This window comes from Sphingopyxis sp. QXT-31, from assembly GCF_001984035.1.
Taxonomy (GTDB): Bacteria; Pseudomonadota; Alphaproteobacteria; order Sphingomonadales; family Sphingomonadaceae; genus Sphingopyxis.
Genome location: NZ_CP019449.1, coordinates 3,751,374 through 3,775,356, shown reverse-complemented (window position 1 = coordinate 3,775,356; position 23,983 = coordinate 3,751,374). Strand labels below are relative to the sequence as shown.

22 protein-coding genes are annotated in these 23,983 nt (G+C 67.5%); 4 read left to right on the top strand and 18 right to left on the bottom strand.

Features of this window, described 5'->3' with window-relative positions:
* The 5 genes from BWQ93_RS18075 to hisS form a co-directional block, all read right to left on the bottom strand.
* Entirely contained in the window at positions 1-1,407 is a 1,407-nt protein-coding gene (locus BWQ93_RS18075) for a DUF4139 domain-containing protein (RefSeq protein WP_156878286.1), read from the bottom strand.
* Positions 1,408-1,470: 63 nt separating this feature from the next.
* Positions 1,471-2,346: a DUF4167 domain-containing protein gene (locus tag BWQ93_RS18070; protein WP_232314657.1), complete on the bottom strand. Its 876-nt coding sequence runs from the start codon at positions 2,344-2,346 to the stop codon at positions 1,471-1,473.
* Between the two features lie 253 nt (positions 2,347-2,599).
* Positions 2,600-3,442 (bottom strand): peptide chain release factor N(5)-glutamine methyltransferase, encoded by an 843-nt coding sequence (gene prmC, locus BWQ93_RS18065; RefSeq protein ID WP_077031705.1) that lies wholly within the window; start codon positions 3,440-3,442, stop codon positions 2,600-2,602.
* Positions 3,443-3,571: 129 nt separating this feature from the next.
* Positions 3,572-4,639 (bottom strand): peptide chain release factor 1, encoded by a 1,068-nt coding sequence (gene prfA, locus BWQ93_RS18060; protein WP_077031704.1) that lies wholly within the window; start codon positions 4,637-4,639, stop codon positions 3,572-3,574.
* Between the two features lie 8 nt (positions 4,640-4,647).
* Complete coding sequence (gene hisS, locus BWQ93_RS18055; RefSeq protein ID WP_083721023.1) at positions 4,648-5,931, bottom strand: histidine--tRNA ligase; 1,284 nt, start codon at positions 5,929-5,931, stop codon at positions 4,648-4,650.
* A gap of 93 nt (positions 5,932-6,024) precedes the next feature.
* Between hisS and BWQ93_RS18050 the strand changes: the two genes are divergently transcribed.
* Both BWQ93_RS18050 and ppa read left to right on the top strand, forming a co-directional pair.
* On the top strand, positions 6,025-7,950 hold the full coding sequence (locus tag BWQ93_RS18050; protein ID WP_077031703.1) for a M61 family metallopeptidase: 1,926 nt from the start codon (positions 6,025-6,027) through the stop codon (positions 7,948-7,950).
* A 211-nt stretch (positions 7,951-8,161) separates the two neighbouring features.
* The gene (gene ppa, locus BWQ93_RS18045; RefSeq protein WP_077031702.1) at positions 8,162-8,698 is read left to right on the top strand and encodes an inorganic diphosphatase; all 537 of its coding nucleotides are present in this window, start codon (positions 8,162-8,164) and stop codon (positions 8,696-8,698) included.
* 100 nt (positions 8,699-8,798) lie between these two features.
* Here ppa and BWQ93_RS18040 read toward each other — a convergent pair whose 3' ends face one another.
* From BWQ93_RS18040 to BWQ93_RS18020, 5 genes are all read right to left on the bottom strand, one after another.
* Positions 8,799-9,728 (bottom strand): mechanosensitive ion channel family protein, encoded by a 930-nt coding sequence (locus BWQ93_RS18040; protein WP_077031701.1) that lies wholly within the window; start codon positions 9,726-9,728, stop codon positions 8,799-8,801.
* A complete protein-coding gene (metC, locus tag BWQ93_RS18035; protein ID WP_077031700.1) occupies positions 9,725-10,933 on the bottom strand; it encodes a cystathionine beta-lyase in 1,209 nt (402 codons plus the stop codon). The genes BWQ93_RS18040 and metC overlap by 4 nt, the downstream gene beginning before the upstream one ends.
* Positions 10,934-10,953: 20 nt before the next feature.
* The gene (gene chrA / locus BWQ93_RS18030; protein ID WP_077031699.1) at positions 10,954-12,270 is read right to left on the bottom strand and encodes a chromate efflux transporter; all 1,317 of its coding nucleotides are present in this window, start codon (positions 12,268-12,270) and stop codon (positions 10,954-10,956) included.
* A gap of 160 nt (positions 12,271-12,430) precedes the next feature.
* On the bottom strand, positions 12,431-13,270 hold the full coding sequence (gene sseA / locus BWQ93_RS18025) for a 3-mercaptopyruvate sulfurtransferase (RefSeq protein WP_077031698.1): 840 nt from the start codon (positions 13,268-13,270) through the stop codon (positions 12,431-12,433).
* Positions 13,271-13,445: 175 nt separating this feature from the next.
* Positions 13,446-14,801 (bottom strand): hypothetical protein, encoded by a 1,356-nt coding sequence (locus tag BWQ93_RS18020; protein WP_077031697.1) that lies wholly within the window; start codon positions 14,799-14,801, stop codon positions 13,446-13,448.
* A gap of 113 nt (positions 14,802-14,914) precedes the next feature.
* Between BWQ93_RS18020 and queF the strand changes: the two genes are divergently transcribed.
* Positions 14,915-15,385 carry a preQ(1) synthase gene (gene queF / locus BWQ93_RS18015; protein WP_156878285.1) on the top strand — a complete coding sequence of 157 codons (471 nt, stop codon included), beginning with the start codon at positions 14,915-14,917 and terminating at the stop codon, positions 15,383-15,385.
* 9 nt (positions 15,386-15,394) lie between these two features.
* On the opposite strand, the gene BWQ93_RS18010 is transcribed toward queF, so the two are convergent.
* Positions 15,395-16,081, bottom strand: a complete 687-nt coding sequence (locus BWQ93_RS18010; protein WP_077031695.1) for an N-acetylmuramoyl-L-alanine amidase — start codon at positions 16,079-16,081, stop codon at positions 15,395-15,397.
* Between the two features lie 159 nt (positions 16,082-16,240).
* On the opposite strand from BWQ93_RS18010, the gene BWQ93_RS18005 reads away from it, so the two are divergent.
* Positions 16,241-16,651 (top strand): acyl-CoA thioesterase, encoded by a 411-nt coding sequence (locus tag BWQ93_RS18005; RefSeq protein WP_077031694.1) that lies wholly within the window; start codon positions 16,241-16,243, stop codon positions 16,649-16,651.
* Here BWQ93_RS18005 and BWQ93_RS18000 read toward each other — a convergent pair.
* From BWQ93_RS18000 to BWQ93_RS17970, 7 genes are all read right to left on the bottom strand, one after another.
* Positions 16,648-17,040 (bottom strand): hypothetical protein, encoded by a 393-nt coding sequence (locus tag BWQ93_RS18000; RefSeq protein ID WP_077031693.1) that lies wholly within the window; start codon positions 17,038-17,040, stop codon positions 16,648-16,650. The two genes, BWQ93_RS18005 and BWQ93_RS18000, sit on opposite strands and share 4 nt — an antisense overlap.
* 96 nt (positions 17,041-17,136) lie before the next feature.
* Complete coding sequence (locus BWQ93_RS17995) at positions 17,137-18,423, bottom strand: cytochrome P450 (protein ID WP_077031692.1); 1,287 nt, start codon at positions 18,421-18,423, stop codon at positions 17,137-17,139.
* A gap of 248 nt (positions 18,424-18,671) precedes the next feature.
* Positions 18,672-19,124: a hypothetical protein gene (locus BWQ93_RS17990; RefSeq protein ID WP_077031691.1), complete on the bottom strand. Its 453-nt coding sequence runs from the start codon at positions 19,122-19,124 to the stop codon at positions 18,672-18,674.
* Positions 19,121-20,716 (bottom strand): helicase HerA-like domain-containing protein, encoded by a 1,596-nt coding sequence (locus BWQ93_RS17985; protein ID WP_077031690.1) that lies wholly within the window; start codon positions 20,714-20,716, stop codon positions 19,121-19,123. Before BWQ93_RS17985 ends, BWQ93_RS17990 begins: the two co-directional genes overlap by 4 nt.
* Positions 20,717-21,279: 563 nt before the next feature.
* On the bottom strand, positions 21,280-21,843 hold the full coding sequence (locus BWQ93_RS17980; RefSeq protein WP_077031689.1) for a methylated-DNA--[protein]-cysteine S-methyltransferase: 564 nt from the start codon (positions 21,841-21,843) through the stop codon (positions 21,280-21,282).
* A 64-nt stretch (positions 21,844-21,907) separates the two neighbouring features.
* Positions 21,908-22,276: a VOC family protein gene (locus BWQ93_RS17975; protein ID WP_077031688.1), complete on the bottom strand. Its 369-nt coding sequence runs from the start codon at positions 22,274-22,276 to the stop codon at positions 21,908-21,910.
* Positions 22,277-22,401: 125 nt separating this feature from the next.
* On the bottom strand, positions 22,402-23,904 hold the full coding sequence (locus BWQ93_RS17970; RefSeq protein WP_077031687.1) for a trypsin-like peptidase domain-containing protein: 1,503 nt from the start codon (positions 23,902-23,904) through the stop codon (positions 22,402-22,404).
* Between the last annotated feature and the right edge of the window lie 79 nt (positions 23,905-23,983).

Below are 23,983 nucleotides of genomic sequence, written 5' to 3'. Positions count from 1 at the left end.
TCAGTAGCGCGAATCGAAAGTGGCGGTGACTTCGGTCTTGCCGTTTGCCGGCACCGGCACCGCCCATTCGACGCGGTCGGCCGAGACGCGGTTGCTCTTGATGCTCTCGTCGGTGATCCGCACGTCGCCCCACAGGCCCGACTGCGCGAGATCGACCGTCACCGGCCCCGGCCGCGCGTTGGTCACGACATACTTCATCTTGGTCACCCAGCGCGAATCGCTCTTGCGCGTGCGCGAGACGACGGTGGTCTGCACCTTGACGTCGAAGGCGTCGCCGGTGCGCAGCGTCATCGCCGAGCCCATTGGCGTATGCCCGATCTGGTTCTCGCCGATGAACTGCGGGTCCCCGCGCGCGTCGCGCATATAGACGCGGATCGTGCCCGCGGGCAGCTGGTCGCCGAGCCCGCCGTTCGCCGAGGTCGAGAAGCGCAGCACGCTCGCCGCGCTGATCGGGTCGGTGCTCGCGCCCAGCCAACCGTTGACATATTCATAGGTCGAGCGCGCGGGCGCGCCCTTCACGTCGAGGAAGCTCACCTGCTTCTGCTGCGCATTGGCGATCGTCGTGCGCTCGGCGAGCGGATAGAGATAATAGTCGCCGAGCCGCTCGCGCTGGTTGCTTTCGGTCCCCGCTTCGTCGAGCGAGGCGTTCATCCGCGAAAAGCCGCCCCCGCCGCCCGGGCTTCCCGCCACCAGCAGCGTGCGCGCGTTGGTGAAGGTCGTGCCGGTCGAGTTGGTGAGCGTCACCCACCCCTGCATGTCCATCGCGCCCTTGGCGGCGTCGAACAGCGCGACATAATCGGCGGTCCAGCCGAGGTTCGGTGTGAGGTAGGAGAGGCGTGCGGGGACGGTTCCCGCATTCTCCGACTGCACCGTCACCGACAAGGTCGGGCGCGCGCGCAGGTTCGGCGGCAGCCGGTCGAACACCGCGCGCACCGGCAGGCCGTCGTCGCGCAGCACCTCGATCCGTTCGCCGATCTGGAGCACGATGCCGCCGTTCGCCGCAAGCACCTTGGCGCGCTCGCTGCGCTCGGCGCCGGTCGCAGGGTTGGTGCGCACCAGCGTGATCTGTTGGCCCACCGCCTTGTCCATCAATTTGTCGGGGGTGAGCAGGTCGAAGTCGAAATTCTGCTCGACGATCGCGAGCCCGCCGCCCGACAGCGTCACCGTCTCGGGCCGGATGCGCGCCGACACGTCGGGGAATTCGATGCGGTTGCGCCCGGCAGCGACCGCGAGCTGGCGGTCGTCCTGCACCAGCGACTGGCCATTGTTGTAGATGGTGACCGCGACATCGCCCTGCGCGGTGCCGCCGAGTTCGTCCTGGGCCGAAGCGGGAAGTACCAGGAGGGGCACGGTTGCCGCTCCCAAAAGCCAAGCCCCATTCCGCCAAGCCTTTGCCAAAGCGCGCATAATCGCTCTCCCCCACATGGTTGTGGAGGAGAGGCTATGTCAGTTCGGGACGCTTGGCTAGGCTTATTCGGCAGCCTCGACGCCGGCGCCGCGCGGGGCGAGCGTGCGGCGGGTGCGGCGCGCCTTGGGCGCGGGCGCTTCGTCGTCGGCCGCATCGGCCTCGGCGACGGGTTCGGGCGCGGGGCGGCCGATCGCGGGGGGCAGCACGGCGCTGTCGATCCCGCCATTGCCCTCGTCCTCGTCGCGCGGACGGCGCGGCGAACGGCGCGCGGCGCGCGCGGGCTTGGGGGCTTCCTCGACCGCGGCTTCCTCTTCGCGCTCGGCGCGCGGTTCGGCCTCGACGCGCTCGGGGCGCTGGCGATTGCCGCGATTGTCGTCATTCTCGTCGCGGCGGTTGCCGCGGTTCTGATTGCGGTCGCCACGATCGTTCCGGTCGCCGCGATCGCCACGCTCGTTACGATCGTTGCGCTCACCACGCTCGCGATTGTCGCGGTCGCCGCGATCATTCCGCTCGCCGCGATTATCCTCGCGGCCTTCGTCCTGATCGCCCTGGCCCTCGTCGAGGTCGGTGTCGTCATGCGCGTCGAAATCCTCGACCCCGCGCACTTCGCGCTGGCGGTCGGGGCGATCCTGCGAGCCGCCGTTCCGTTCTTCCTGGCGCGCGCGGAAATCGCTGTGCACGCGGAAATAATGGTCGGCGAACTGCAGATAATATTCGGTCTGCACGCGGTCGCCCGAAAGCTGGGCATCGCGAGCGAGATTCTTGTATTTCTCGATCATCTGGACCGCGTTGCCGCGGGCCCGGCTGTCGATGCGGTTGGCCTGATCGACCCCGCCGCGGCCACCGCCGCCCGATCCCGAGCGGTTGTTATTGTTGTTATTGTTGTTGCGGCCGCGACGGCGACCGCCCTGACGGTTGTTCATGTTCAACTGAGACATCCTGTCGAAATAAGCTCTTAGCTATGCCAACCCCTTTTGGCCGACCGCGCCCTTGCGCGTCGTGCCCGCGCTCCCTTGCGCGGTTCTTCCTGTTACCGCTCGCCCGGGACCTTCGTCCCGCACCAGCATCGTAAATGGGAAGCAGACCCGCCGGACCAGTATCGATGCTCTGCACCGCCAAAGGGACCCTGATCAGGCCTGTATCCACGCCCCTAACCCGCTTTCGGCGCGAAACCAAGCAAATTATTGCGGGTCATCGCGGCGAACGGGACAGGATGAGAGCGCGGTCGCGGCCGCCGAGGTCCTGGCGGCAAGCGACGTCGAAACCCGCCGTTTCGGCGAGTTCGCGTACCGAGATATGCTGGCTCGCGCCGATTTCAAGCACCGCGATGCCGCCGGGCGCCAGCAGGCGCGGCAGGTCGGGGATGATCCGGCGATAGTCATCGAGCCCGTCGGCGCCCGCGAACAGCGCTTCGACCGGCTCATGGTCAGCGACGTCGGGCATCAGCACTTCGCCGTCGCCGATATAGGGCGGGTTGCAGAGAATGAGGTCAAAGGGGCCGTCGATCCCGGCGCCCCAGTCGCCCGCGCGGAACTCGGTGCGCGCCGCCATGCCCAGCGCCTCGGCATTGTCGCGTGCATAGGCGAGTGCGAATTCGGACGCATCGACGCCGACGCCGGTCGCCTCGGGAAACTCGCTCAGCACCGCGAGCAGCAAGGTGCCCGGCCCCGTCCCGAGATCGAGCACGCGCCTCGGCCACCCCTCTCCCCGTTGGTGTCGAGCGAAGTCGAGACACGCCTCCACCAAGGTCTCGCTATCAGGCCGCGGGATCAGCACCCCCGGGCCGACTTCGATCCGGATCGTCCAGAAATCGCGATAGCCGAGGATATAGGCGATCGGCACGTGCGCCATCCGCTGGGCAACCAGGTTCGCGTAGTGCTCGGGCACCTCGAACAGCCCCGGATCGAGCAGCAGCGCCTGCCGCTCGATCCCCAGCGCATGCGCCATCAGTAATTCGGCATCGAGCCGCGGCGTGTCGCTGGTCGCGCCGAGCAGATTGGCCGCGGTGCGGATATTGTCGGCAACCTCGTTCAAACCCTGGCACCCACACAAAATTCCGTTCGTGTCGAGCGAAGTCGAGACAACCCTCGGCATGGTGCCGTCCCGATGGGCATCTCGACTTCGCTCGATGCGAACGGGTTTGGGATGGCAAGGCTTACCCGGTCAGTCACCAAGCCCCGCCAGCCGCTGTGCCTGGTCCTCGGCGATCAGCGCGTCGACCAGCTCGTCCATCGCGCCTTCCAATATCTCGGGCAGGCGATGGAGCGTCAGGTTGATGCGGTGATCGGTCACGCGCCCCTGCGGGAAATTATAGGTGCGAATACGCTCGGAGCGGTCGCCCGATCCGACCATCGACTTGCGTGCCGATGCCTCGGCACTGTGGATCTTCTCGCGCTCGAGGTCGTAGAGCCGCGCGCGAAGCACCTGCATCGCCTTGGCGCGGTTCTTGTGCTGGCTGCGCTGGTCCTGCTGGATGACGACGAGCCCGGTCGGGATATGCGTGATGCGGATCGCCGAGTCGGTCGTGTTGACGTGCTGCCCGCCCGCTCCACTCGCCCGATAAATGTCGATCTTGAGGTCGCTGTCGGCGATCGCGACGTCGACCTCCTCGGCCTCGGGCAGCACCGCGACGGTCGCCGCGCTGGTGTGGATGCGCCCGCCGCTTTCGGTCACCGGCACGCGCTGGACGCGGTGCACGCCGCTCTCGAATTTCAACTTGGCAAAGACGCCCTGCCCCGCGACGCTCGCGACGACTTCCTTGTAACCGCCGACCTCGGCCTCGTTCGCCGAGATGATCTCGACCTTCCAACCGCGCAGATCGGCATAGCGGCTGTACATGCGGAGCAGGTCGCCCGCGAACAGCGCCGATTCGTCGCCGCCCACCCCGGCGCGGATTTCGAGCATTGCCGAGCGTTCGTCGGCGACATCCTTGGGCAGCAATTTGATCGCGAGGTCGTGCTCGGCAGCGGGCAAGGCCTTCTCGACCGCCAGTAGTTCCTCGGCCGCCATCGCCTTCATCTCGGGATCGGCGAGCATCTCGTTCAGCGAGGTCAGCTCGCCGCGCAACCGCACCACCTCGGCCGCGGCCCTGGCCACGGGTTCGAGCTCGGCAAACTCCTTCGACGCCGCGACGAAGTCGGCGGGCGCCATATCGCCCGTCGCCATGCGCGCCTGCAAGGCGGCGTGGCGTTCGATGATGGCGTCGATCTGGCGGGCGGAAACGGAGGTCATCTAATTACTCAGCCTTGGCCGATTTCCGACAATTCCCATCGCTGACTGAACGCTTCGTACGCCTCTTGTTCTCGCGCAGGCGCCGGATTCGTAACGAGCCAACCTTGGGTGGCTATTCCATCGCGAACATCCATCGAGATTAAAATGCCCGGATTGCACTTCCGCGCTTTGTCGTATCGCTTTCTCGGGCTTCCTGTTGCGAATAGTTCAGCGCTAAGCCCAAGTCTCCGAAATAGTGTAACAGCCTCGACTGCTTCAGCTTCTCGAAGAGGATTCTCAGCAGCTATGGCAATGTCCAATCGCTCACCAAATTGCTCCTCGGCAAGCAACATCGCCAATCGCTCGATCCCCGCCGCCCAGCCCACCGCCGGCGTCGGCGGCCCGCCCAGCGCCTCGATCAGACCGTCGTAGCGGCCACCACCCAGCACCGTGCCCTGCGCCCCCAACCGGTCGGTGACGAATTCGAACGCGGTGTGGCGATAATAGTCGAGCCCACGCACCAGGCGCGCGTTGCGTTCCCAGCCGACCCCCGCGGCATCGAGCCCTGCCGCCACGGCGCCGAAGAAATCCTGCGCCTCGCCCGTCAGGAAGGCGTCGATATCGGGCGCGCTGTCGGCGATCGGGCGGTCGCGCGGGTCCTTGCTGTCCAAAATCCGCATCGGATTCTTGTCGAGCCGCGCCAGGCTGTCTTCAGACAGGTCTCCACGATGCGCCTCGAAATGATCGACCAGTGCGGTGCGCCAGGCATCGCGGCTTGCCGCGTCACCCAAGGTGTTGAGCGTCAGTGTCACGCCCTCGACAATTCCGAGTTCCTTCAAGAGCTGGTCGGCGAACACCAGCAGTTCGGCGTCGGCGAGCGGGCTGTCGCTGCCCAGCACTTCGGCGTCGAGTTGATGGAACTGGCGATAACGCCCCTTCTGCGGCCGCTCGTAGCGGAACAGCGGGCCGTGCGTCGCGACCTTCAGCGGCGCGAACTGCTGCCAGCCGTTGGTGATATAGGCGCGTGCGATTCCGGCGGTGAATTCGGGGCGCAGCGTGATCGACTCGCCGCCGCGATCCTCGAACGAATACATTTCCTTCGACACGACGTCGGTGGTCTCGCCGAGCGAGCGCGCGAACACCGCGGTCGGCTCGATCACCGGCACCTCGATGCGCTTGTATCCATAGAGCCGGCGCACGCGGTCGAAGGTGTCGACGACATGCTGGAAACGGTCGGCGAAGTCGCCGAGCATATCCTGCGTGCCCCGCACCGGCTGCGGCGTCGCGATCTTGGCGGATTTGTCCTTGCTCATGCCGGCGGCGTCTAGTCGCTTTTGGTCGAAAGGCAAAGCGCGCTTGCAGGACCCCGGCTGGACCTCCCCGGCGATTCGCGGCAAAGAGCCGCCATGAAAAAAGCACCGTTTGTCGCAGCCGCCCTGATCGCGTTGACCGCCCCCGCGCACGCGCAGGACGGCAACAGCCGCCCCGAGCCCGTGGTCCAGCCGCTGACCATCCCGCTGCCCGCCGACCGCCCCTATCCGGGGACGATGCAGCTCCGCGTCGATGCGACCGACTACGCGCGCGGCATCTTCCATGTCCGCCAGACGATCCCGGTGACGAAGGGGGGCAAGTTCACCCTGCTCTATCCCGAATGGCTGCCCGGCAAACATGCCCCGCGCGGCGCGATCGCCGAGGTCGCGGGGTTCAAGGCCTCGGCCAGCGGCAGGCCGCTGACCTGGACGCGCCAGCCGACCGACGTCTACGCCTTCGACATCGACGTGCCGCAGGGGGTGAAGAGCATCGACATCGCGTTCGACTTCCTGTCGCCGACGCGCACGACCGAGGGCCGCGTCGTCGTCACCCCCGCGATGATGAACCTGCAATGGGAGCAGGTCAGCTTCTATCCCGCGGGATATTTCACGCGCCAGATCCCGGTGCAACTCGAGGTAGCTTTGCCCGAGGGCTGGACCGGCGCCGCGGCGCTCGACGGGCTCAAGGTTTCGGGCAACCGCTACAGCTTCGGCGTCACGAGCTACGAGAATCTGGTCGACAGCCCGATGTTCGCGGGGCGCTGGTTCCGCCAATGGGCGCTCGGCAACGGGGTGACGCTCAATGTCGTCGCGGATGAGGAGAAATATCTCGCCGCCAGCCCCGACCATATCGCGCGACACGCCGCGCTCGTCGCCGAAGCCGTCGCGCTATTCGGGGTGCGCCACTTCGACCGCTACGACTTCCTGCTCGCGCTGTCGGACGAGCTCGGCGGCATCGGGCTCGAGCACCACCGGTCGAGCGAGAACAGCCGCAACCCCGATTATTTCACCAAATGGGACGAGAACGACAGCGAGCGCGGACTGCTCCCGCACGAACTGGTGCACAGCTGGAACGGCAAATACCGCCGTCCAGACAAGCTCTGGACCCCCGATTACCGCACCCCTATGCAGGACAATCTGCTATGGGTCTATGAAGGCCAGACCAGCTATTGGGACCTCGTCCTCGCGGGCCGCTCGGGCATGCAGTCGAAGGACATGATCCTCGCCGAATGGGCGACCAACGCGGGCTTCTATGCGGTTCAGGCGGGGCGCACTTGGCGCTCGGTCGAGGATACGACGCTCGACCCGATCATCGCGGCGCGGAAACAACGCGCCTTCCCGAGCGCGACGCGCACCGAGGATTATTACAACGAGGGCGGGCTGATGTGGCTCGAGGCCGATATGCTGATCCGCCAGGCAACGAACAATGCAAAGAGCCTCGACGATTTCGCCAGGAGCTTCTTCGGCGGGCGCGAGGGCGACTGGGGGCAGTCGACCTATGATTTCGACGATGTCGTCGCGGCGCTGAACGCGGTGCATCCGTACGACTGGGCGAAGTTCCTGCGCGAGCGCATGCAGGCACCGGGTCGCCCCGCGCCGACCGGCGGGATCGAGGCCGCGGGCTATCGCCTCGTCTGGCGCGACGCCCCCAATTCCTATGACCGCGACCGGATGGCGCAGGCGAAGAACGCCGACCTGACCCACAGCCTCGGCCTCGTCATCGACAAGGACGGCATCGCGGGCAGCATCCTGTGGGACAGCCCCGCCTTCAAGGCCGACATCGTCAACGGGACCAAGATCGTTGCGGTCGACGGGGTGAGCTACAGCCGCGAGCGCATCGAGGCCGCGATCCGCGCCGCGATGGACGGCAAGACTCCGGTGAAATTGCTCGTCGAGCGCGGCGGGCGCTATCGCACTGTCGAGATCGACTATCGCGGCGGGCTGCGTTGGCCGCATCTGGAGAAGGCGGGCGCCGGTCCCGACGCCTTCGACGCGCTGTTCATGCCGAAACGCGCGCTCTGATTCCCCCCCCGCGGGCGGGGGGGGTTAGGGGTGGGCGCGAGCGTAGCGAGCAAGCGACGGCGCAGCTGCCCACCCTACTGCGACTAACGAGCAAGCTCGTAAGTCTCGCTGCCCCTCCCGCCTGCGGGAGGAGGAACCAAGCTCCCGCCTTCCCTCCCTCGCGCCCAGCGGCTAAGGCGCGCGCGAATCAAAAACCATAAGGACATCTCCCATGCGCATCGACCTGATCCCGGCCGGCGACAGCCCGCCCGACAGCCTGAACGTGCTGATCGAAGTGCCGATCGGCGGCGAGCCGGTGAAATATGAGTTCGACAAGGCGTCGGGCGCGCTGTTCGTCGACCGCTTCCTGCACACCCCGATGCGCTATCCCGCCAACTACGGCTTCGTCCCGCACACGCTGGGCGAGGACGGCGATCCGCTCGACGCGCTGGTCGTCGCGCGCTCGCCGATCGTCGCGGGCGCGGTGGTCAAGTGCCGCCCGATCGGCGTGCTGCTGATGGAAGACGATGCCGGGGGCGACGAGAAACTGCTCTGCGTGCCGGTCAACAAGACCTTTCCCTATTATGCCGATGTCGCGAGCTACACCGACATGCCGCCGATCGTGCTCCAGCAGATCGAGCATTTCTTCACCCACTATAAGGACCTCGAACCCGGCAAATGGGCCAAGCTCAACGGCTGGGGCGACGTCGACGAAGCCAAGCGCATCATCGTCGAATGCGTGGAGCGCGCGAAGAAGGTGGGGTTCTGAGATAAGCTATTGAATCGTCATCCCGGCGAAGGCCGGGATCTCGACCTCGGATCATGACGCACCGGCGAGATCCCGGCCTTCGCCGGGATGACGAATTCAGTCAGGCTGGCGCGTCCGGCGCCTCATCCGCCAGCACCCGCACGTCGGTCCGCGGATAGGGAATCCGGATCCCCGCTTCCTTGAAGCGGTCCCAGATCCCCAGGAACACCTCGCCCTGGATATTGCCCAGCCCCGCTTCGGGGTCGGAGATCCAGTAGCGCAGCTCATGCTCGACCGACCGCTCGCCGAAGGCGGTGATCCACACCACCGGCTCGGGATCGGTCAGTATCCGCGGATTGGCCTTCGCGGTCTCGACCATGATCGCCTGCGCGGCGCGCAGATCACAGTCATAGGCGACGGGCACACGCATCCGCACGCGGACGTCGCGGCTCGAATAGCTCCAATTCTCGACCGGCTGCGTCATCAGCAGCTCGTTCGGGATCAGATGCTTCTTGCCGTCGCGCGTCACGACGCTGACCGCGCGCACCCCGATCTTGGCGACGCGCCCGACATTGGGCATGCCGTTCAGCGCTGCCGATCCGCCCATGCTGCTGCCGTCGCCGACGACGATCACGTCGCCGGGCTTGATCGAGCGGTCCATCAGCAGGATGATCCCCGCGATCAGATTGCCGACGGTTTTCTGCAGCCCGAAACCGATCGCGAGGCCCGCCGCGCCCGAGAACACCGCAAGCGCGGTCAGGTCGATGCCGAGCAGGTCGATGCCGAACAGCATCGCGAAAACGAACAGCGCGATCGCGATGAGCTTCTCGGTCAGGATGCGCTGGGTGTCGTCGATAGAGGTATTGCGGCGCAGCAGCCATTTGATTGCGCGCATGCTGAGCTTGACGCCGACATAGAGCAGCACCGCGACGACCACCGTCGATGCAACGCTGTACAGTGACAGCCGGTATTGGCCGACATCGATGCCGATCGCCTGCATCGACGCAGCGATGCCCTCGGCACCCTCGCGCAAGTCGGCCTTGACGCTCATGCCGCGCGCATCGCAGCAAATCCCCGCGCGAGGTCGGCGATCAAGTCGGCGGGATCCTCGAGCCCGATCGACAGCCGTACCAGCGGATCGGGATCGGTCCATGCGGTCGCCGTGCGGATGTCGGCGGGATTGCTCGGCACGACCAGGCTTTCATAGCCGCCCCAGCTGAAACCGATGCCGAAATGCGCCAGCGCCTCGATAAAGCGCGTCCGCCCCGCCTCGTCGGCGCCCTTCAGCGTGAAGCCGAACAGCCCGCTCGCGCCGCCGAAGTCGCGCGCCCAGATTTCATGGCCCGGATCGCCGGGCAGCGCGGGGTGCAGCACGCGGCCGACCTCTGCTCTTGCCGCGAGCCATTCCGCCACGGCCAGCGCGCTCGCCTGATGCCGCGCCATCCGGACGTCGAGCGTCCGGAGCCCGCGCAGCATCAGCGCGCAATCATCGGGCGAGACCGCCTGCCCCAGCTGGTAGGCCGCGCTGCGCAGCTTCGGCCACACCGCGCGCGTCGCGGTCAGCGAGCCCATCATCGCGTCGCTGTGCCCGCCGACATATTTGGTGAGGCTCATCATCGTGACGTCGACGCCATGCGCCAGCGCGGGGAAGAGCAAGGGCGTCGCCCAGGTGTTGTCGAGCATCGTCGTCACGCCGCGCTGCCGCGCCACCGCGGTTATCGCGGGAATATCCTGCACCTCGAAGGTCAGGCTGCCCGGCGATTCGAGGAAGATCAGCTTCGTCTCGGGGGTGATCAGGTCGGCGATTCCCGCGCCCACGAGCGGGTCGTAATAGGTCGTGCGCACCCCCATCCGCGCCAGCATGCCGTTGCAGAAGGCGCGCGTCGGCTCGTAGGCGCTGTCGACCATCAGCAGGTGATCGCCCGGCGCGAGCAGCGCGAGCATGCCCGCCGAATTGGCCGCGACGCCCGAGGGGTAAAGCAACGTCCCCTCGGCGCCCGGCTCCATGTCGGTCAGCGCATCGGCGAGCGCCCACACCGTCGGCGTCCCGCGGCGGCCGTAATAGAGCTTGTCGTGCGTCGCATGCCCGCGCGCCTTCAGGTCGGCGATGCTGTCGTAGAGGATCGTCGACGCGCGCCATACCGGCGGATTGACGATGCTGCCGCCCAGCCGCGGATCGCCGGTCCATTCGGGCCGCCGCCCGCCCTGCACCAGCTTCGTCGCCGGGCGGAGGCTGTCGTCGTCGCTCTTGCTCATGCGCCCCTGTTAGCGCGATGCTAGGCAAAGCCAAGCCCGAGCACGAGGCCCGCGGCCGAACAGATCGCCAGCATCGACAGGATCCCGAGCTTGAAGCGGAACAGCAGCAGCGCCGCGAGCACGCTGAGCAGTACTGCGGCCCAGTCGACCGACGCCCACACCGGCACCTCGAAACCCCAGCCGCTCGGCGCGAGCCGTCGGAACAGCACGTGCAGCGCAAACCACAGCGACAGGTTGGCGATCACGCCGACGACCGCCGCGGTGACCGCCGCCAGCGCGCCTTTCAGCCCCGCGGCGCGCTCGAGCCGGTCGATCCACGGCGCGAAGGCGAAGATCCACAGGAAACAGGGCGCGAAGGTCACCCACAGGGTCAGCCCCGCGCCGAGCAACGCCGCGACGAAGGGCGTGAAGGGCGCCGCGTCGCGATAGGCCGCAAGGAAGCCGACGAACTGCGTGACCAGGATCAGCGGCCCCGGCGTGGTCTCGGCAAGCCCCAGCCCGTCGGCCATCTCGCCGGGCCTGAGCCAGCCGAAACCCGACACCGCCTCCTGCGCCATATAGGCGAGCACCGCATAGGCGCCGCCGAAGGTGACCACCGCGAGCTGCGAGAAAAAGACGCCGATGTCCCACAGCACATGCTCCTTGCCGAGCGTGACGAGGATCAGCAGCATCGGCGCCGCCCAGATCGTGCCCCAGCCGAGCACCGCCGAAACGCTCTGCCGCCACGCCGATCGCGCGGGCGCGGAGGGAGCCATCGCTACGGGCGCGAGCTTCAGCCACTCGGGTCGCCAGCGCCCCGCCGCCCAGCCGATCAGCAGCGCGCCGAGGATCACGACCGGGAAAGGCAAGGTCAGGATCGCGATCGCGACGAAGGACGCGACCGCGATCCCGCGCTGCAAAGGCGTCTTCAATGCACGTCCGGCGATGCGCAACAACGCCTGGACGACGATCGCCAGCACCGCCGCCTTGATCCCGAGGAACAGCGCCGCGAACCAGTCGAGCCCCGCCGCCATCACATAGAGGACCGACAGGCCGAGCATCACCAGCGCGCCCGGGACGATGAACAGCAGCCCCGCCGCGAGCCCGCCGCGCAGCCCGTGCAGCCGCCAGCCGATCCAGGTCGCGAGCTGCTGCGCCTCGGGCCCGGGCAGCAGGTGACAGAAATTGAGCGCATGGAGGAAGGTCGCCTCGTCGACCCAGCGCCGCTCGTCGACGAATTCGCGGTGCATCAGCGCGATCTGCCCCGCGGGGCCGCCGAAACTCAAACAGCCGATCCGCGCATAGGCGCGCACCGCTTCGGCGAAACTCGGGGTGATGGGAGGGGAAAGCTCGGTCATCGGTCACGCTTCTCCAGCCGGCAAAGCCGGGTGAAAAAGCAACGCTTGGGCGGATGCCTGACCGGGAGGTTGCCTCGCCCCGATGCAACCGGACTAACGCCGGGCAGCGGGGACGGGCAAGCAAGAAAAACCAGCGCGGCCCGAAAGCCGCGCTTGGGCGTTACGCCGCGCCGGTCGCCTTGGGCGTCGCCGGATCGGCGCCCCATTCGGTCCAGCTGCCGTCGTAGACCGCGACGTCGTCCTTGCCGAGCAGGTGCGCGCCGAAGGCCAGGACGGTCGCCGTCATGCCGCTGCCGCAGGTGGTGACCAGCGCCTTGTCGAGGTCGACCCCCGCGGCGTCGAACGCGGCCTTGAGATCGTCGCCGCGTTTCCAGGTGCCGTCGGCGTTGAACAGTTCGCCATAGGGCAGGCTCTTCGACCCCGGGATATGGCCCGGCGCGACGCCGGGGCGCGGGTCGCGCTCTTCGCCGGTGAAGCGCGCCGACGAACGCGCGTCGACCAGCTGCTCGGTGCCGCTGTCGAGGTTGGCCAGCACTTCGTCCTTGGTGCGGACGGCCTTGGCATCGCGCCACACGGTGAAGTGGCGATGGCGCAAGGTCTGCTTACCCATTTCGAGCGGGCGGCCTTCGGCCTTCCACTTGGCGAGCCCGCCGTCGAGCAGCGCCACGTCATGCGCGCCGAACAGCTTGAGCAGCCACCACGCCCGCGCCGCGCTCTTCAGCGGGCTATCGTCGTAGAGCACGATGCGGCTGCCGTCGCCGAGGCCCAGCGACTGCATGCGGCTCGCGAATTTCTCCGCCGGGGGCGCCATATTGTCGACGCTGCTGTTCGCGTCGGTCAGCTCGGCGAGGTCCATGAACACCGCGCCCGGGATGTGGCCCGCTTCATATTCGCCGCGCGCGTCGCGGTCGGCCTCCAGGAATTTCGTCGCATCGACGACCCGCAGGTCCGATGCCCCCAGTTCGCGTTCCAGCCAGTCGGTTGAGACCAAGGCGTCCATGTCATGCTCCTGTTACGACCCGGCGGCGGACCTGTGCCTGTCCACTCGCCAGCCAACCTGCTCTTTCCGGGGATGGCAAGCCTATGCCCCCACCGGCGCCTTTTCAAGCGCCGCGGTGTCCTGCCCGAGCAGATGCTGCACTGCAACAGAAAAGCGTGACGCGCTTGTGACGCCTCTATTGGGCGCGGCGCACCGCGGTCGCGCGCGAACCGGGGCGGTCGATCACATAAGACATACGATCGAGCGGGAGCGGCGCGAGCTTCTCGCTGCCGCTCGCTCCCTGTTCGCGGCCGAGCACGAAGCTGCCCGCATTCTGGCCGAAAGCGTCCGGATCGTCACCCTCCCAATGATAGGTCACATCGAAGGCCATGACGGGAACGAGCATCGGCTTGCCGCCGATCATCAGCGGCTCGACGATGGCGCGCGGCAGCATCGCCTCGGTGGTGAGCGCCTCGCCCGCGCCGACCTTCAATTCCATGTCGTCGCGCAGCACGCTGCCGCCCGCGCCGTCGAAGAAGCGCGCGAGCACGGGTTCGGGCATCGCCGAGCCCTGGTTGAGCGCAATGCGGACCATCAGCCCGGTCGCGTCGGCCGACCCCTGGTTGGCGAGGTTGAGCGCGAAGCCGACCACGACATGCTCGGGGGTCATGCGGATCGACACGACGTCGAGCGCGATCGAGACGACCGCGCGATTCTCGGCGACAGGGCGGGTGACGAGCGGCGACGGCGCGCGCTGGCCCGCGACGGCGTCTTCAAGCACCGGTTGGCGCGCGGGCATGACGGGCGCAGCGGGCTGCGGGCGCGGGGTTGGAGCCCGCGGCGCGGCGCGCGGCGCTGGCTGGGGCGCGGGAACCGGGCGCGGCGGCGGGGGCACCGCTGGCTTGGCGGGCTCGGTCGAAGGGCCAGCGACGACCACCGGGCGACGGCGCCAATACCAGTAACCGGCCCCGCCCGCCGCGAGGAGCGCGAGCAGCCAGGTCCAGAACGGCATTCCCGAATCGGGAGCAGGTGCCGCGGGCGCAGCATCGACCACCGGCGCGTCGTCGGCCGGTGCCTCGCTCGCGCCCGTTGCGGAGGGGAGGCTCAACCCGGGGGCCGCGTCGGTCGCCGCGGGCGGCGTATCGGCGGGCACGGCATCGCCGGTCGGCGTCGCAGTGCGCGGCGCGGCGGTGGCGGTGTCGCGCGGTGCCGGCGCGGTGGCGGACGGGCGCGCGGTCGTCGGCGCACCGGGCTGCGGCTGCACCTGCGGCTGGGTCGGCGCGACGCGCGGCGGGGCCGGTGTCGGCGCGGGCGTCGGGCGCGTCTCGTTCGGGCCGGTCGGGGCGATGCCGTTGTTCGACGGTCCCTGCACGCCGGGTGCACGGCCGTCATTCTCGGCCGCGGGGGGCAGGCGGAAGTCGATCGAGCGCGGCGGCGCGGGCGCCGGGGTCTCGGCCTCTTGCGCACCGGCGGGCATGGCGAGCCCCGCTGCCAGCGCCAACGCCAGCACCGCCCGCGCGCTGCCCGTCATCCCGAAATGCCTGTGCGTCATTCTGTCCGTACGATCCCGACCGTCTGTTTCGCGCCCGATCCGCTGAATTGGCGCTGAATGAACCGGCGTCATCGACGGATGACAGCGGCCGCGCGCGTCCCTAGATGGTTTCTATGTCCGATTCCAGCCCTCCGCCGCTCGCGCCCAAACATCTCGGCCAATCGAGCGAACTGCCTGCCTCACCCGAAGCCGCGCAGCTCGACTATGTGCCCAACCCGCGCGCGGGCGAGCTTTACCTCGTGCGCTTCGCTGCACCCGAGTTCACGTCACTCTGTCCGGTGACCGGCCAGCCCGATTTTGCGCATCTGGTGATCGACTATGCCCCCGGCGAGACGATCGTCGAATCGAAGAGCCTCAAGCTGTTCCTCGGCTCGTTCCGCAACCACGCCGGCTTCCACGAGGATTGCACCGTCGGCATCGGCCGCCGTCTGTTCGACGAGATGCAGCCCATATGGCTGCGCATCGGCGGTTACTGGTATCCGCGCGGCGGCATTCCGATCGACGTCTTCTGGCAGTCGGGCGCGCCGCCCGCGGGGCTGTGGCTCCCCGACCAGGGCGTCGCGCCCTATCGCGGGCGCGGCTAGAACGCCGGCCTAGCCGCAGCAGGGCTGGCGGCTGTCGTCGGCCATCTCGTCGTCGTCGGGGACCGGGCTGACCAGCGGCAACGGCGCCGGCGGCGCGGTCGCCGCGGTGACCAGACCGGCGAATTCCGTCCAGGGAAATTGCCTGCCCGGGTCGGCGCGGCGGCTGGGATCGACCGACGCGTGCGAAAAGACCCAGCGCAAATTCGGATATTTCGCCCAGCAATAGCGCACGATGTCGGCGGTCGCCTGGACCTGCCAGTCCGAATAAGTATCGGTGTAATTGTCGAGGTCCTGCCGGTTCACGATCTCGATCCCCAGCGTCCAGTGGTTGATCAGCGCCGCGCCGCCGTTGATCGCCCGGTTCGACTTGTCGTCGCGCACATGCCGCGCCGCGCGCGCCTCATAGACCGAAGCGATGACCTTGCGGCCATGCTCGGCCTCGCGCTCGGCAGGGACGATCCAGTGCGCCGACGCATTCGCCGCGGTGCGCCAGTGCTGCAACGCCCCGCCCGAGGTGCTGCCCGCCGTGGCATGGATCACCACGCCCTTGATCCCCAATACGGGGTCGAAGCGCCTTTTGCTCGCGCGGCTGGCGTTGAACCAGTCGATGTCGTGGACCACCGTTTCCGCGAGCGAACTGCGCGGCGGCCGCGTCTTGCCATTCAGATCCAGGATATAGGTTTCGGGATTCGCCATGATGCCCCCCAATTTTGCCGAGCCTCGGAGTCGAGTCGGCGCCTGAGGATATTCGCCGCGGCGTCCGCCGGCGTATTGGATCGAAACGCCAAGGAATTTCGGGCTGCCTGGCCAATTTTCATCTTCCCGTCACACTTTGTTGACATTAGTGTCAACGATATGACCAAAGCCTCGCTCCCACACGATCACGCCATCGCCGTCGGCGCCGACGCGATCGACTTCATGGGGCACGTCAACAACGCCCATTACCTCAGCTGGGTGCAGGACGCGGTGCTGGCGCACTGGCGCCACATTGCGCCGCCCGACGCGGTCGCGGCGCATCTGTGGGTCGCGCTGAAGCACGAGATCACCTATCGCCGCCCCGCATTCCTCGACGACCAGGTCATCGCGACGGTGATCCTCGAAAAGGTGCAGGGCGCCCGCGCCTTTTACGAGACGATCATCAAGCGCGGCGAAGAAGTGCTGGCCGAGGTCAAGTCGAGCTGGTGCTGCATCGACGCCGAAACTTTGCGCCCCGCACGCCTCGCGAGCGAGGTCGTCGCGAAATTCTTCCCGAACGGAAAGCCCTAGCTCGATCCCTCGAGCATCGCGTCGACGAGCGTTTCGAGGAATTTGCAGCTTTCGTCGATATCCTTGACCTCTTTGACCATCGCGGGGTCGTCGGCCTTTGCCGCGATGTGGGCGAAGCGGTTCATCTGAGCGTCGAAGTCGGTCCGGATCTGCGCGTCGTCCTCGTCGGCGAGCACCGTGGCGATCGCCAGGAACTTCGTCCCCGACGCGACCATCTTCGGATCCTCGGCCACGCCTTCGCTGCCGAGGCCGGCCATGATGCCGAAAAAGGCCATGCACTGGATGCTGCTGTCGTAAAGCTCGCGCTCGTCGGCGTCGATCGTCATCGCCTGGGCCACGGGCGCGGCGGCGACGAAAAGGAGAGCGGCGGCAAGGGTCGGATATTTCATGGTTTCCCCCGATATCGACCCGGGAGCAGCCTTGGCATGGCGCGGGGCCGGCGCAAAGCGGAAAATGCGGATATCGCCCCCCTCCCCGCATCGCCGCTAGGCCGCCGCGAACCGGATCGGGAGCCGCTTCAGCCCGCCGACGAAGACTGACTGCACCCGCGCGGGCTCGCCCGTCAGTTCGAGGCTTTTGATCCGCGGCAGCAGTTCTTCCATCAGGATCCGCATCTCCATCCGCGCCAGATGCTGGCCCAGGCACACATGCGCGCCGAAGCCGAAGGCGAGCTGCTGGTTCTTCGGCCGGTCGGGGTCGAAGGCGAAGGGCGTGTCGAATACCCCCTCGTCGCGGTTGGCCGAGACGTAATTGAGCATCAGCCAGTCGCCGGCGCGTACCTGCTGTCCGCCGATCTCGACGTCTTCCCTGGCGCTGCGCATGAAATGCTGGACCGGGGTGGTCCAGCGGATCGCTTCCTCGATCAGCCCCGCCTTGTCGCTGTCGGCGGCGCGGAAACGTTCGAACAGCGCGGGATTTTTCGCCAGCTCCATGATCGCCCCCGCGGTCGAGGCGCTCGTCGTGTCGTGCCCCGCGGTCGCGATGATCATATAATAGCCCGCGAGCTCGCGGTCGGGGATCTGGCCGCCGTCGATCGTCGCGTTGGCGATCACCGTGGCGATATCCTCGCGCGGATTGGCGCGGCGGTCGGCGGTGAGCGCGCCGAAATAATTTTCGAAGTCGGCGATGACATAATGGAGCATCGCGATCGCCTGTTCGGCGCTGGTGATCGCCTCGCGGCTGCGGTTGAGGTCGGGGTCGGTCGAGCCGAAGAGCTGCTGCGTCAGCATCAGCATGCGCGGCTCGTCCTCGGGTGGCACGCCCAAGATGTCCATGATCACGCGCAGCGGATAATGCGCCGCGACGTCGCGGGCGAAGTCGCATTCGGGTCCCGCGGCGAGCATCGCGTCGACCGTCTCGCGCGCCAGCGTCCGGATGCGGTCTTCGACGATCTTCAAATTCTTGGGCATGAACCAGCTCTGGGTGAGCAGGCGGTATTTCATATGGTCGGGGGCATCCATCTGCACCAGCGAGCGAATCAGATGGCCGTCATTGTTGGGGGTCGCGGCGCGGGCGATCGCCTCGCCGTCGCGGTTGGTGAGCACCGTCGGGCGGATGCCGCTGGCGAAACGCTGCGGATCCTTGCCGATCGCCATGATATCGGCGTGGCGGGTAACGAGCCAGAAGGGGTCGACCTCGGCGGTCTCGGCGACCGCGAGCGGGGCGTTGGTCCGCGCCCAGGCGAGCTGTTCATGAAGTCCGTCCCACTGCCCGTAAGCGACGGGATCGACGACGGCGGCGGCTACCTCTCCGGGCAATATCGGTTTTGTCATGCAACCGAAGCTGCCGTGAATCGCGGAGCTTGTCGAGGGGGGACGGCTATGAACCGTGCCTCCTCCCTTCCCCCTTGATGGGGGAAGGATACGAAGCCTTGCGCCTTTGGCGCTTAGGCGAAGTTGGATGAGGGTGATGGTGCGTCCTGGCGCCGTCGCTTTGGGCCGAGACCGCACCCCCACCGCTGCGACTAGGAAGCGAGCTTCCAAGTCTCGCTGCCTCCCCCATCGAGGGGGAGGGTGGTCCATCACTCCGCAAGTTGCGGCGCGCCGGCGGGCATGGCGCCCGCCCATTCGGCGCGCGCCTTGCGGATCATCGCCTTCAGCGCCTCGGCGCTGCGCGCCCAGGCGGCGGCGGCCTCGGCGTTCCAGGCATCGCCCGCCGCGAGCCCCAGTTCGGCGACGGTCATGTCGATGAAGGCGTCATATTCGCCGATCGGCAGCGCGCCATAGCTGCGGTGGGTGAACACCAGCTCGGCGACGAGCGGCCAAACCCATGCCTCGCCCGACGCCAGACCGAACATCATCTGCAGCGTTTCGTCGGTCATCCGTCGCGACGCGGCGTCGACCGAAATGAAGCTCGGCCGCCGCTCGGGATAGGCCGCGAAGAAGCGTTCGAACAAAGTCAGGCGGATATCGATGCCGGCATCGGCGACGGCGATCAGGCTCGCCTCCATCCGCGCGGCATCGTCCGGCCTCATTTGAACAGGCTGCCCAATATGCCGCGCATCAGCTGGCCGCCGAACTTGCCCGCGACCTGCCGCCCGAGGTTGGTCGCCGCCGAGCGCGCCGCCGATTCGACCATCTTCTCGGCGAAGCTCGGCTTCGCGGCCTCGCGTGCCGCCGCCTTTTCCTGTTGCAGCCGGACCTTCTCCTCGGCGACCTTGCGCTTCGCCTCTTCCTTCGCGGCGATGGCGGCCTGCTTATCCGCCTCCTCCTGCGCCTTGGCCTCGACCGCGGCGGCCTGCGCCTGCTCGGCCTTGGCGGCGAGCAGCTCCTCGGCGCTCTCGCGGTCGACCGCGGTGTCGTATTTGCCCTCGACCGGCGAGATCGACTTGATGATCGCGCGTTCCTTGGCGTCGAGCGGCCCGGCGCGCGAGCAGGGCGGCTTGATCAGGGTGCGCTCGACCGGCGACGGCGCGCCGTCGGGCATCAGCAGCGAGACGAGCGCCTCGCCGACCTTGAGTTCGGTGATCTCGCGCGCGACATCGACCTTGGGGTTGGGGCGGAAGGTGTCGGCCGCCGCTTTCACGGCCTTCTGGTCGCGCGGGGTGAAGGCACGCAGCGCATGCTGGACGCGGTTGCCGAGCTGGCCCGCGACATCTTCGGGAATGTCGATCGGGTTCTGCGTCACGAAATAGACGCCGACGCCCTTCGAGCGGATCAGGCGCACGACCTGCTCGATCTTCTCGGCGAGCGCGGGCGGTGCGTCGTCGAAGAGCAAATGCGCCTCGTCGAAGAAGAAGACGAGCTTGGGCTTGTCGGGGGCGCCGACCTCGGGAAGCGTCTCGAACATCTCGCTGAGCAGCCAGAGGAGGAAGGTCGCATAGAGCTTGGGGCTCGCCATCAATTTGTCGGCGGCGAGGATGTTGATGTAGCCGCGGCCGCTCTCGTCGCTGCGGATCATGTCCTGGATATCGAGCGCGGGCTCGCCGAAGAAATGGTCGCCGCCCTGGCTTTCGAGCGTCAGCAATTGCCGCTGGATCGTCCCCACGGTAGCCTTCGACACATTGCCATATTTGACCGTCAGCTCGTCGGCGTTCTGCGCGCACCAGGCGAGCATCGCCTGCAGGTCGCCCAAATCGAGCAGCAGCAGATTCTGTTCGTCGGCGATGCGGAAGGCGATCGCGAGCACGCCCTCCTGCACCTCGTTGAGCCCCATCAGCCGTGCGAGCAACAGCGGGCCCATTTCGGAAATCGTCGTGCGGATGGGGTGGCCCTGTTCGCCGAACAGGTCCCAGAAGATCACCGGATTGTCGCGATACGCCCATTCGCTGTCGCCGATCTCGGTCGCGCGCTTCGCGAAAATCTCGTGCATCTTCGACGTCGGGCTGCCCGCCATCGCCATGCCCGCAAGGTCGCCCTTCACGTCGGCGACGAACACCGGCACGCCGACCGCGGAGAAACCCTCGGCCAGCCCCTGCAGCGTCACCGTCTTGCCGGTCCCGGTCGCGCCGGCAATCAGCCCGTGCCGGTTCGCGCGCTTGAGCACCAGCGACTGGCGCGCGCCGTCCGCGGCCCCGCCGCCGCCGAGCCCGATATAGATTTCGCTGGCCGTGCTGCCGTCGCTCACGCTGCTTTCCTCCGCTGGTCCAAGCCTGGCCCCGGTCTAGAACGCGGCGAAAGCACAGGCAATCGGCAAGAGCGCGGGTGGCCTCAGGGCGTAAGCCTCTGCCCCTCTTTCGTTGTCCGGGCTTGTATCGGGTCGGCGCAAAGGCCGCGCGATACGCCAAAGTTCAGTAAAGTTCAGCCCTGCGCGCGCGTCGTGGTCGCACTGGCAAGCCGGGCAGCGACCGCTTCTATCCGGTTAGATGAAGGCTGGCACAGCCGGATAATGTAGGAAAGAAGTTTTTTGCATGGTTCGGCGGCTTCAGGGTGGGAAGCTGCCGTAAAGCCCTCTCCCCTTGAGGGGAGAGGATAGCGCAGCTTGCTCCGTCAGGAGCTAGCGAAGCTTGGAGAGGGGTGCTTGGACGCCTCTGGCGGTCGGAAACCCCTCTCAACTCCGGCTAGGCAGCAGGCTGCCAAGCCGCATATCTATCCCCTCAAGGGGAGAGAGCATAACCCTGCGAACGGCAGCAATCGCCCGAAACCGGACCATCCGGACCATGCTTGCCAGCGCTTACAGCGACCGTTCGCCTAGAAATCAAACCCCCGCTGCGCCGGCACCGCGACCGGGGCATCCGGCACGACGCCCTCGAGCGCGAGCATCGCCGCCTTCGACTGCGAGCCGCCGGGCGCCGAGAAGCCGCCGATGCGGCCGCCGGCGGCGGTGACGCGGTGGCAGGGGACGATCAGCGGGACGGGGTTGCGCGCCATCGCCTGGCCGACGTCGCGCGCATATTCGGGGCCGTGGCCGAGCGCCTGCGCGACGGCGCCATAGGTCGTCGTCTCGCCCCAGCCGAGCGCGCGCACGCGGCGGTAGATGTCGGCGAATTCGGCGTCCTGCACCGCCGGGTCGACCGGGACGCCGGTGAAATCGATACGCTCGCCGGCGAAATAGCGGATGGCCATATCGATCACCGCGCGTACCTCGGGCGGCGGCGCGACGCGCACTGCGCCGGGCCGGCGGTTCAGCAGCGAGCGTTCGCTCTCGCACGCATCTGGCGCGGGCAGGCGAAAGCTGGCGACGCCCACGCCGTTCCAGCCGATCGCGGCGACGCCCGCGGCGGTTTCGAACAGCTGGTAAAAGTCACGCGCCATCGCCCGCGTCCCTATCGGAACGCGCGAAATGGGGCCAGCCTAGCCCGAGACCAAGCCGCGTCCTTCACCCCATGACGAAGGCGTTGAGCTTGTTGCCGTCCGGGTCGCGAAAATAGCCGGCATAGAAACCCTCGCCGCGCGGTCCCGGGGGACCTTCGCAGGTGCCGCCGTTCGCCAGCGCGAGGTCGTAGAGGCGGTGGACCTGTTCCTTGTCCTTCGCCTCGAGCGCGACCATCACGCCGTTGCCGACGCTCGCGGCATTGCCGTCGAAGGGCTTGGTCAGTCCGATCCCCGCGCCGCCGCCCGGCTTGCCCCAGGCGATGAAGCCGTCGAACTCCATCATCCGCGGCGTTTCGAGCTCGCCCGCGATGGCATCGTAGAAGACCGCCGCTTTCGCGAGATCCTGCGTCCCCAGCGTCACATATCCGATCATCTCTTCTCTCCCGATTCGTTGTAGGAACATAATAGGAACAATGCGCGCCGCGCGCAAAGAAAAACGGGCGCCGGACCCATGGGGTCGCGGCGCCCGCTCTTCGGCTCTCCCCGGGGGGAAAGAGCTTAGCGCTTGATCCGCAGCGCGACGTCGGCCGAGGGGCCGCCGCGGCGCAGGATTTCGACGAGCACCGCGTCGCGGCCCGCCGCCTTGGTGTCGGCGACGACCTTGGCCAGCGCCTCGGCGGTCGTCACCGGGGTGCGGGCGTTACCCGCGCTCAGGATCACGTCGCCGCGGCGGATGCCCTTGCGGCCCGCGTCGCTGGTGCCCGCGACCGCGCCGATGACGAGGCCCTTGGCACTCGGGTCGACGCCGATCGCGCGCGCGATGTCGGCGGTCAGCGGCTGCACCGACAGGCCGAGCTCGTTCTGGATCGCGGTGTCGGCGGCGCCCGCCGGATCGTCGGGCAGCGCCTGCTCGTCCTCGGGGTCGAAGGTCGAGCCCGCGAGCTGTTCCTCGGGCGGGCGCTTGCCGACGACGGCGTTGATCGTCATCGTCTTGCCGTCGCGGATCACCTCGAGCGGGATGCGCGTGCCGGGTTTGACGCGCGCGACGATGTAGGAGAGCGTCTGCTGCGGCGTGACTTCCTGGCCGTTGACCCTGGTCACGACGTCGCCGCGCTTGAGCCCCGCTTTTTCGCCCGCCTCGCCGGGTTCGATGCGGCCGATGCGCTCGCCGCGGTCCTTGGGCAGGCCCAGTGCCGCCGCCATATCCTCGTCGACCGGCGTGATGCCGATGCCAAGATAGCCGCGCTCGACCGCCTGGCCGGCCTTCAGCGCGTCGATCACCGGGATCGCGGCGTCGGCGGGGATGGCGAAATTGACGCCGATGTTCGCGCCGACGGGCGAGATCAGCATGTTGTTGATGCCGACGACATTGCCCTGCAGGTCGAACAGCGGGCCGCCCGAATTGCCGCGGTTGATCGCGGTATCGGTCTGGATATAGCGGTCATAGGCGCCGCCCTGCCCCAGGTTGCGCTGCACGGCCGAGATGATGCCCGCGGTCACCGTCGAGCCGAGGCCCAAGGGGTTGCCGATCGCGACGACCCAGTCGCCGACGCGCGCGTCGCTGCCGGTGGCGAATTTGACGAACGGAAGCCCGGTCGCTTCGATCTTGAGCAGCGCGAGGTCCGACGCCGGGTCGCGGCCGACGATCTTCGCCTTATATTCCTTGCGGTTGGTGAGCGTGACCGTCACCTCGTTCACCGCCTCGCCGCGCGGGCCGCCCGAGATGACGTGGTTGTTGGTGACGATATAGCCGTCGGCCGAGATCAGGAAGCCCGAGCCGCCGCCCTGCTGTTCCTGCGTGATCGGCTCGCGCGTGCCCGCGAAGGGATTGAGCCGGACGCCGAGCGTCACCTCCTGCTTGGTCGAGATGTTGACCACCGCGGGCTGGAGCTGCTCGACGAGGTCGGCGAAGCTTTCGGGCGCGCCCGACCGCGGGACGACCTTGGCGATTTCGCTCGATTCATTCTGCGCGACCTGCGCGCCGACGGGGGACTGAGTGACCAGCGCCAGCGCCGTGCCACCCGCCAGCAGAGCCGAAGTGATGCCATAAACATAACGCACGATCGAAATTCCTTTTCTGAACTTAAAAACGCTTACCCCGGCGGCATTTGTCTGCTTCGCCGTGGCTGAACGGCGATTG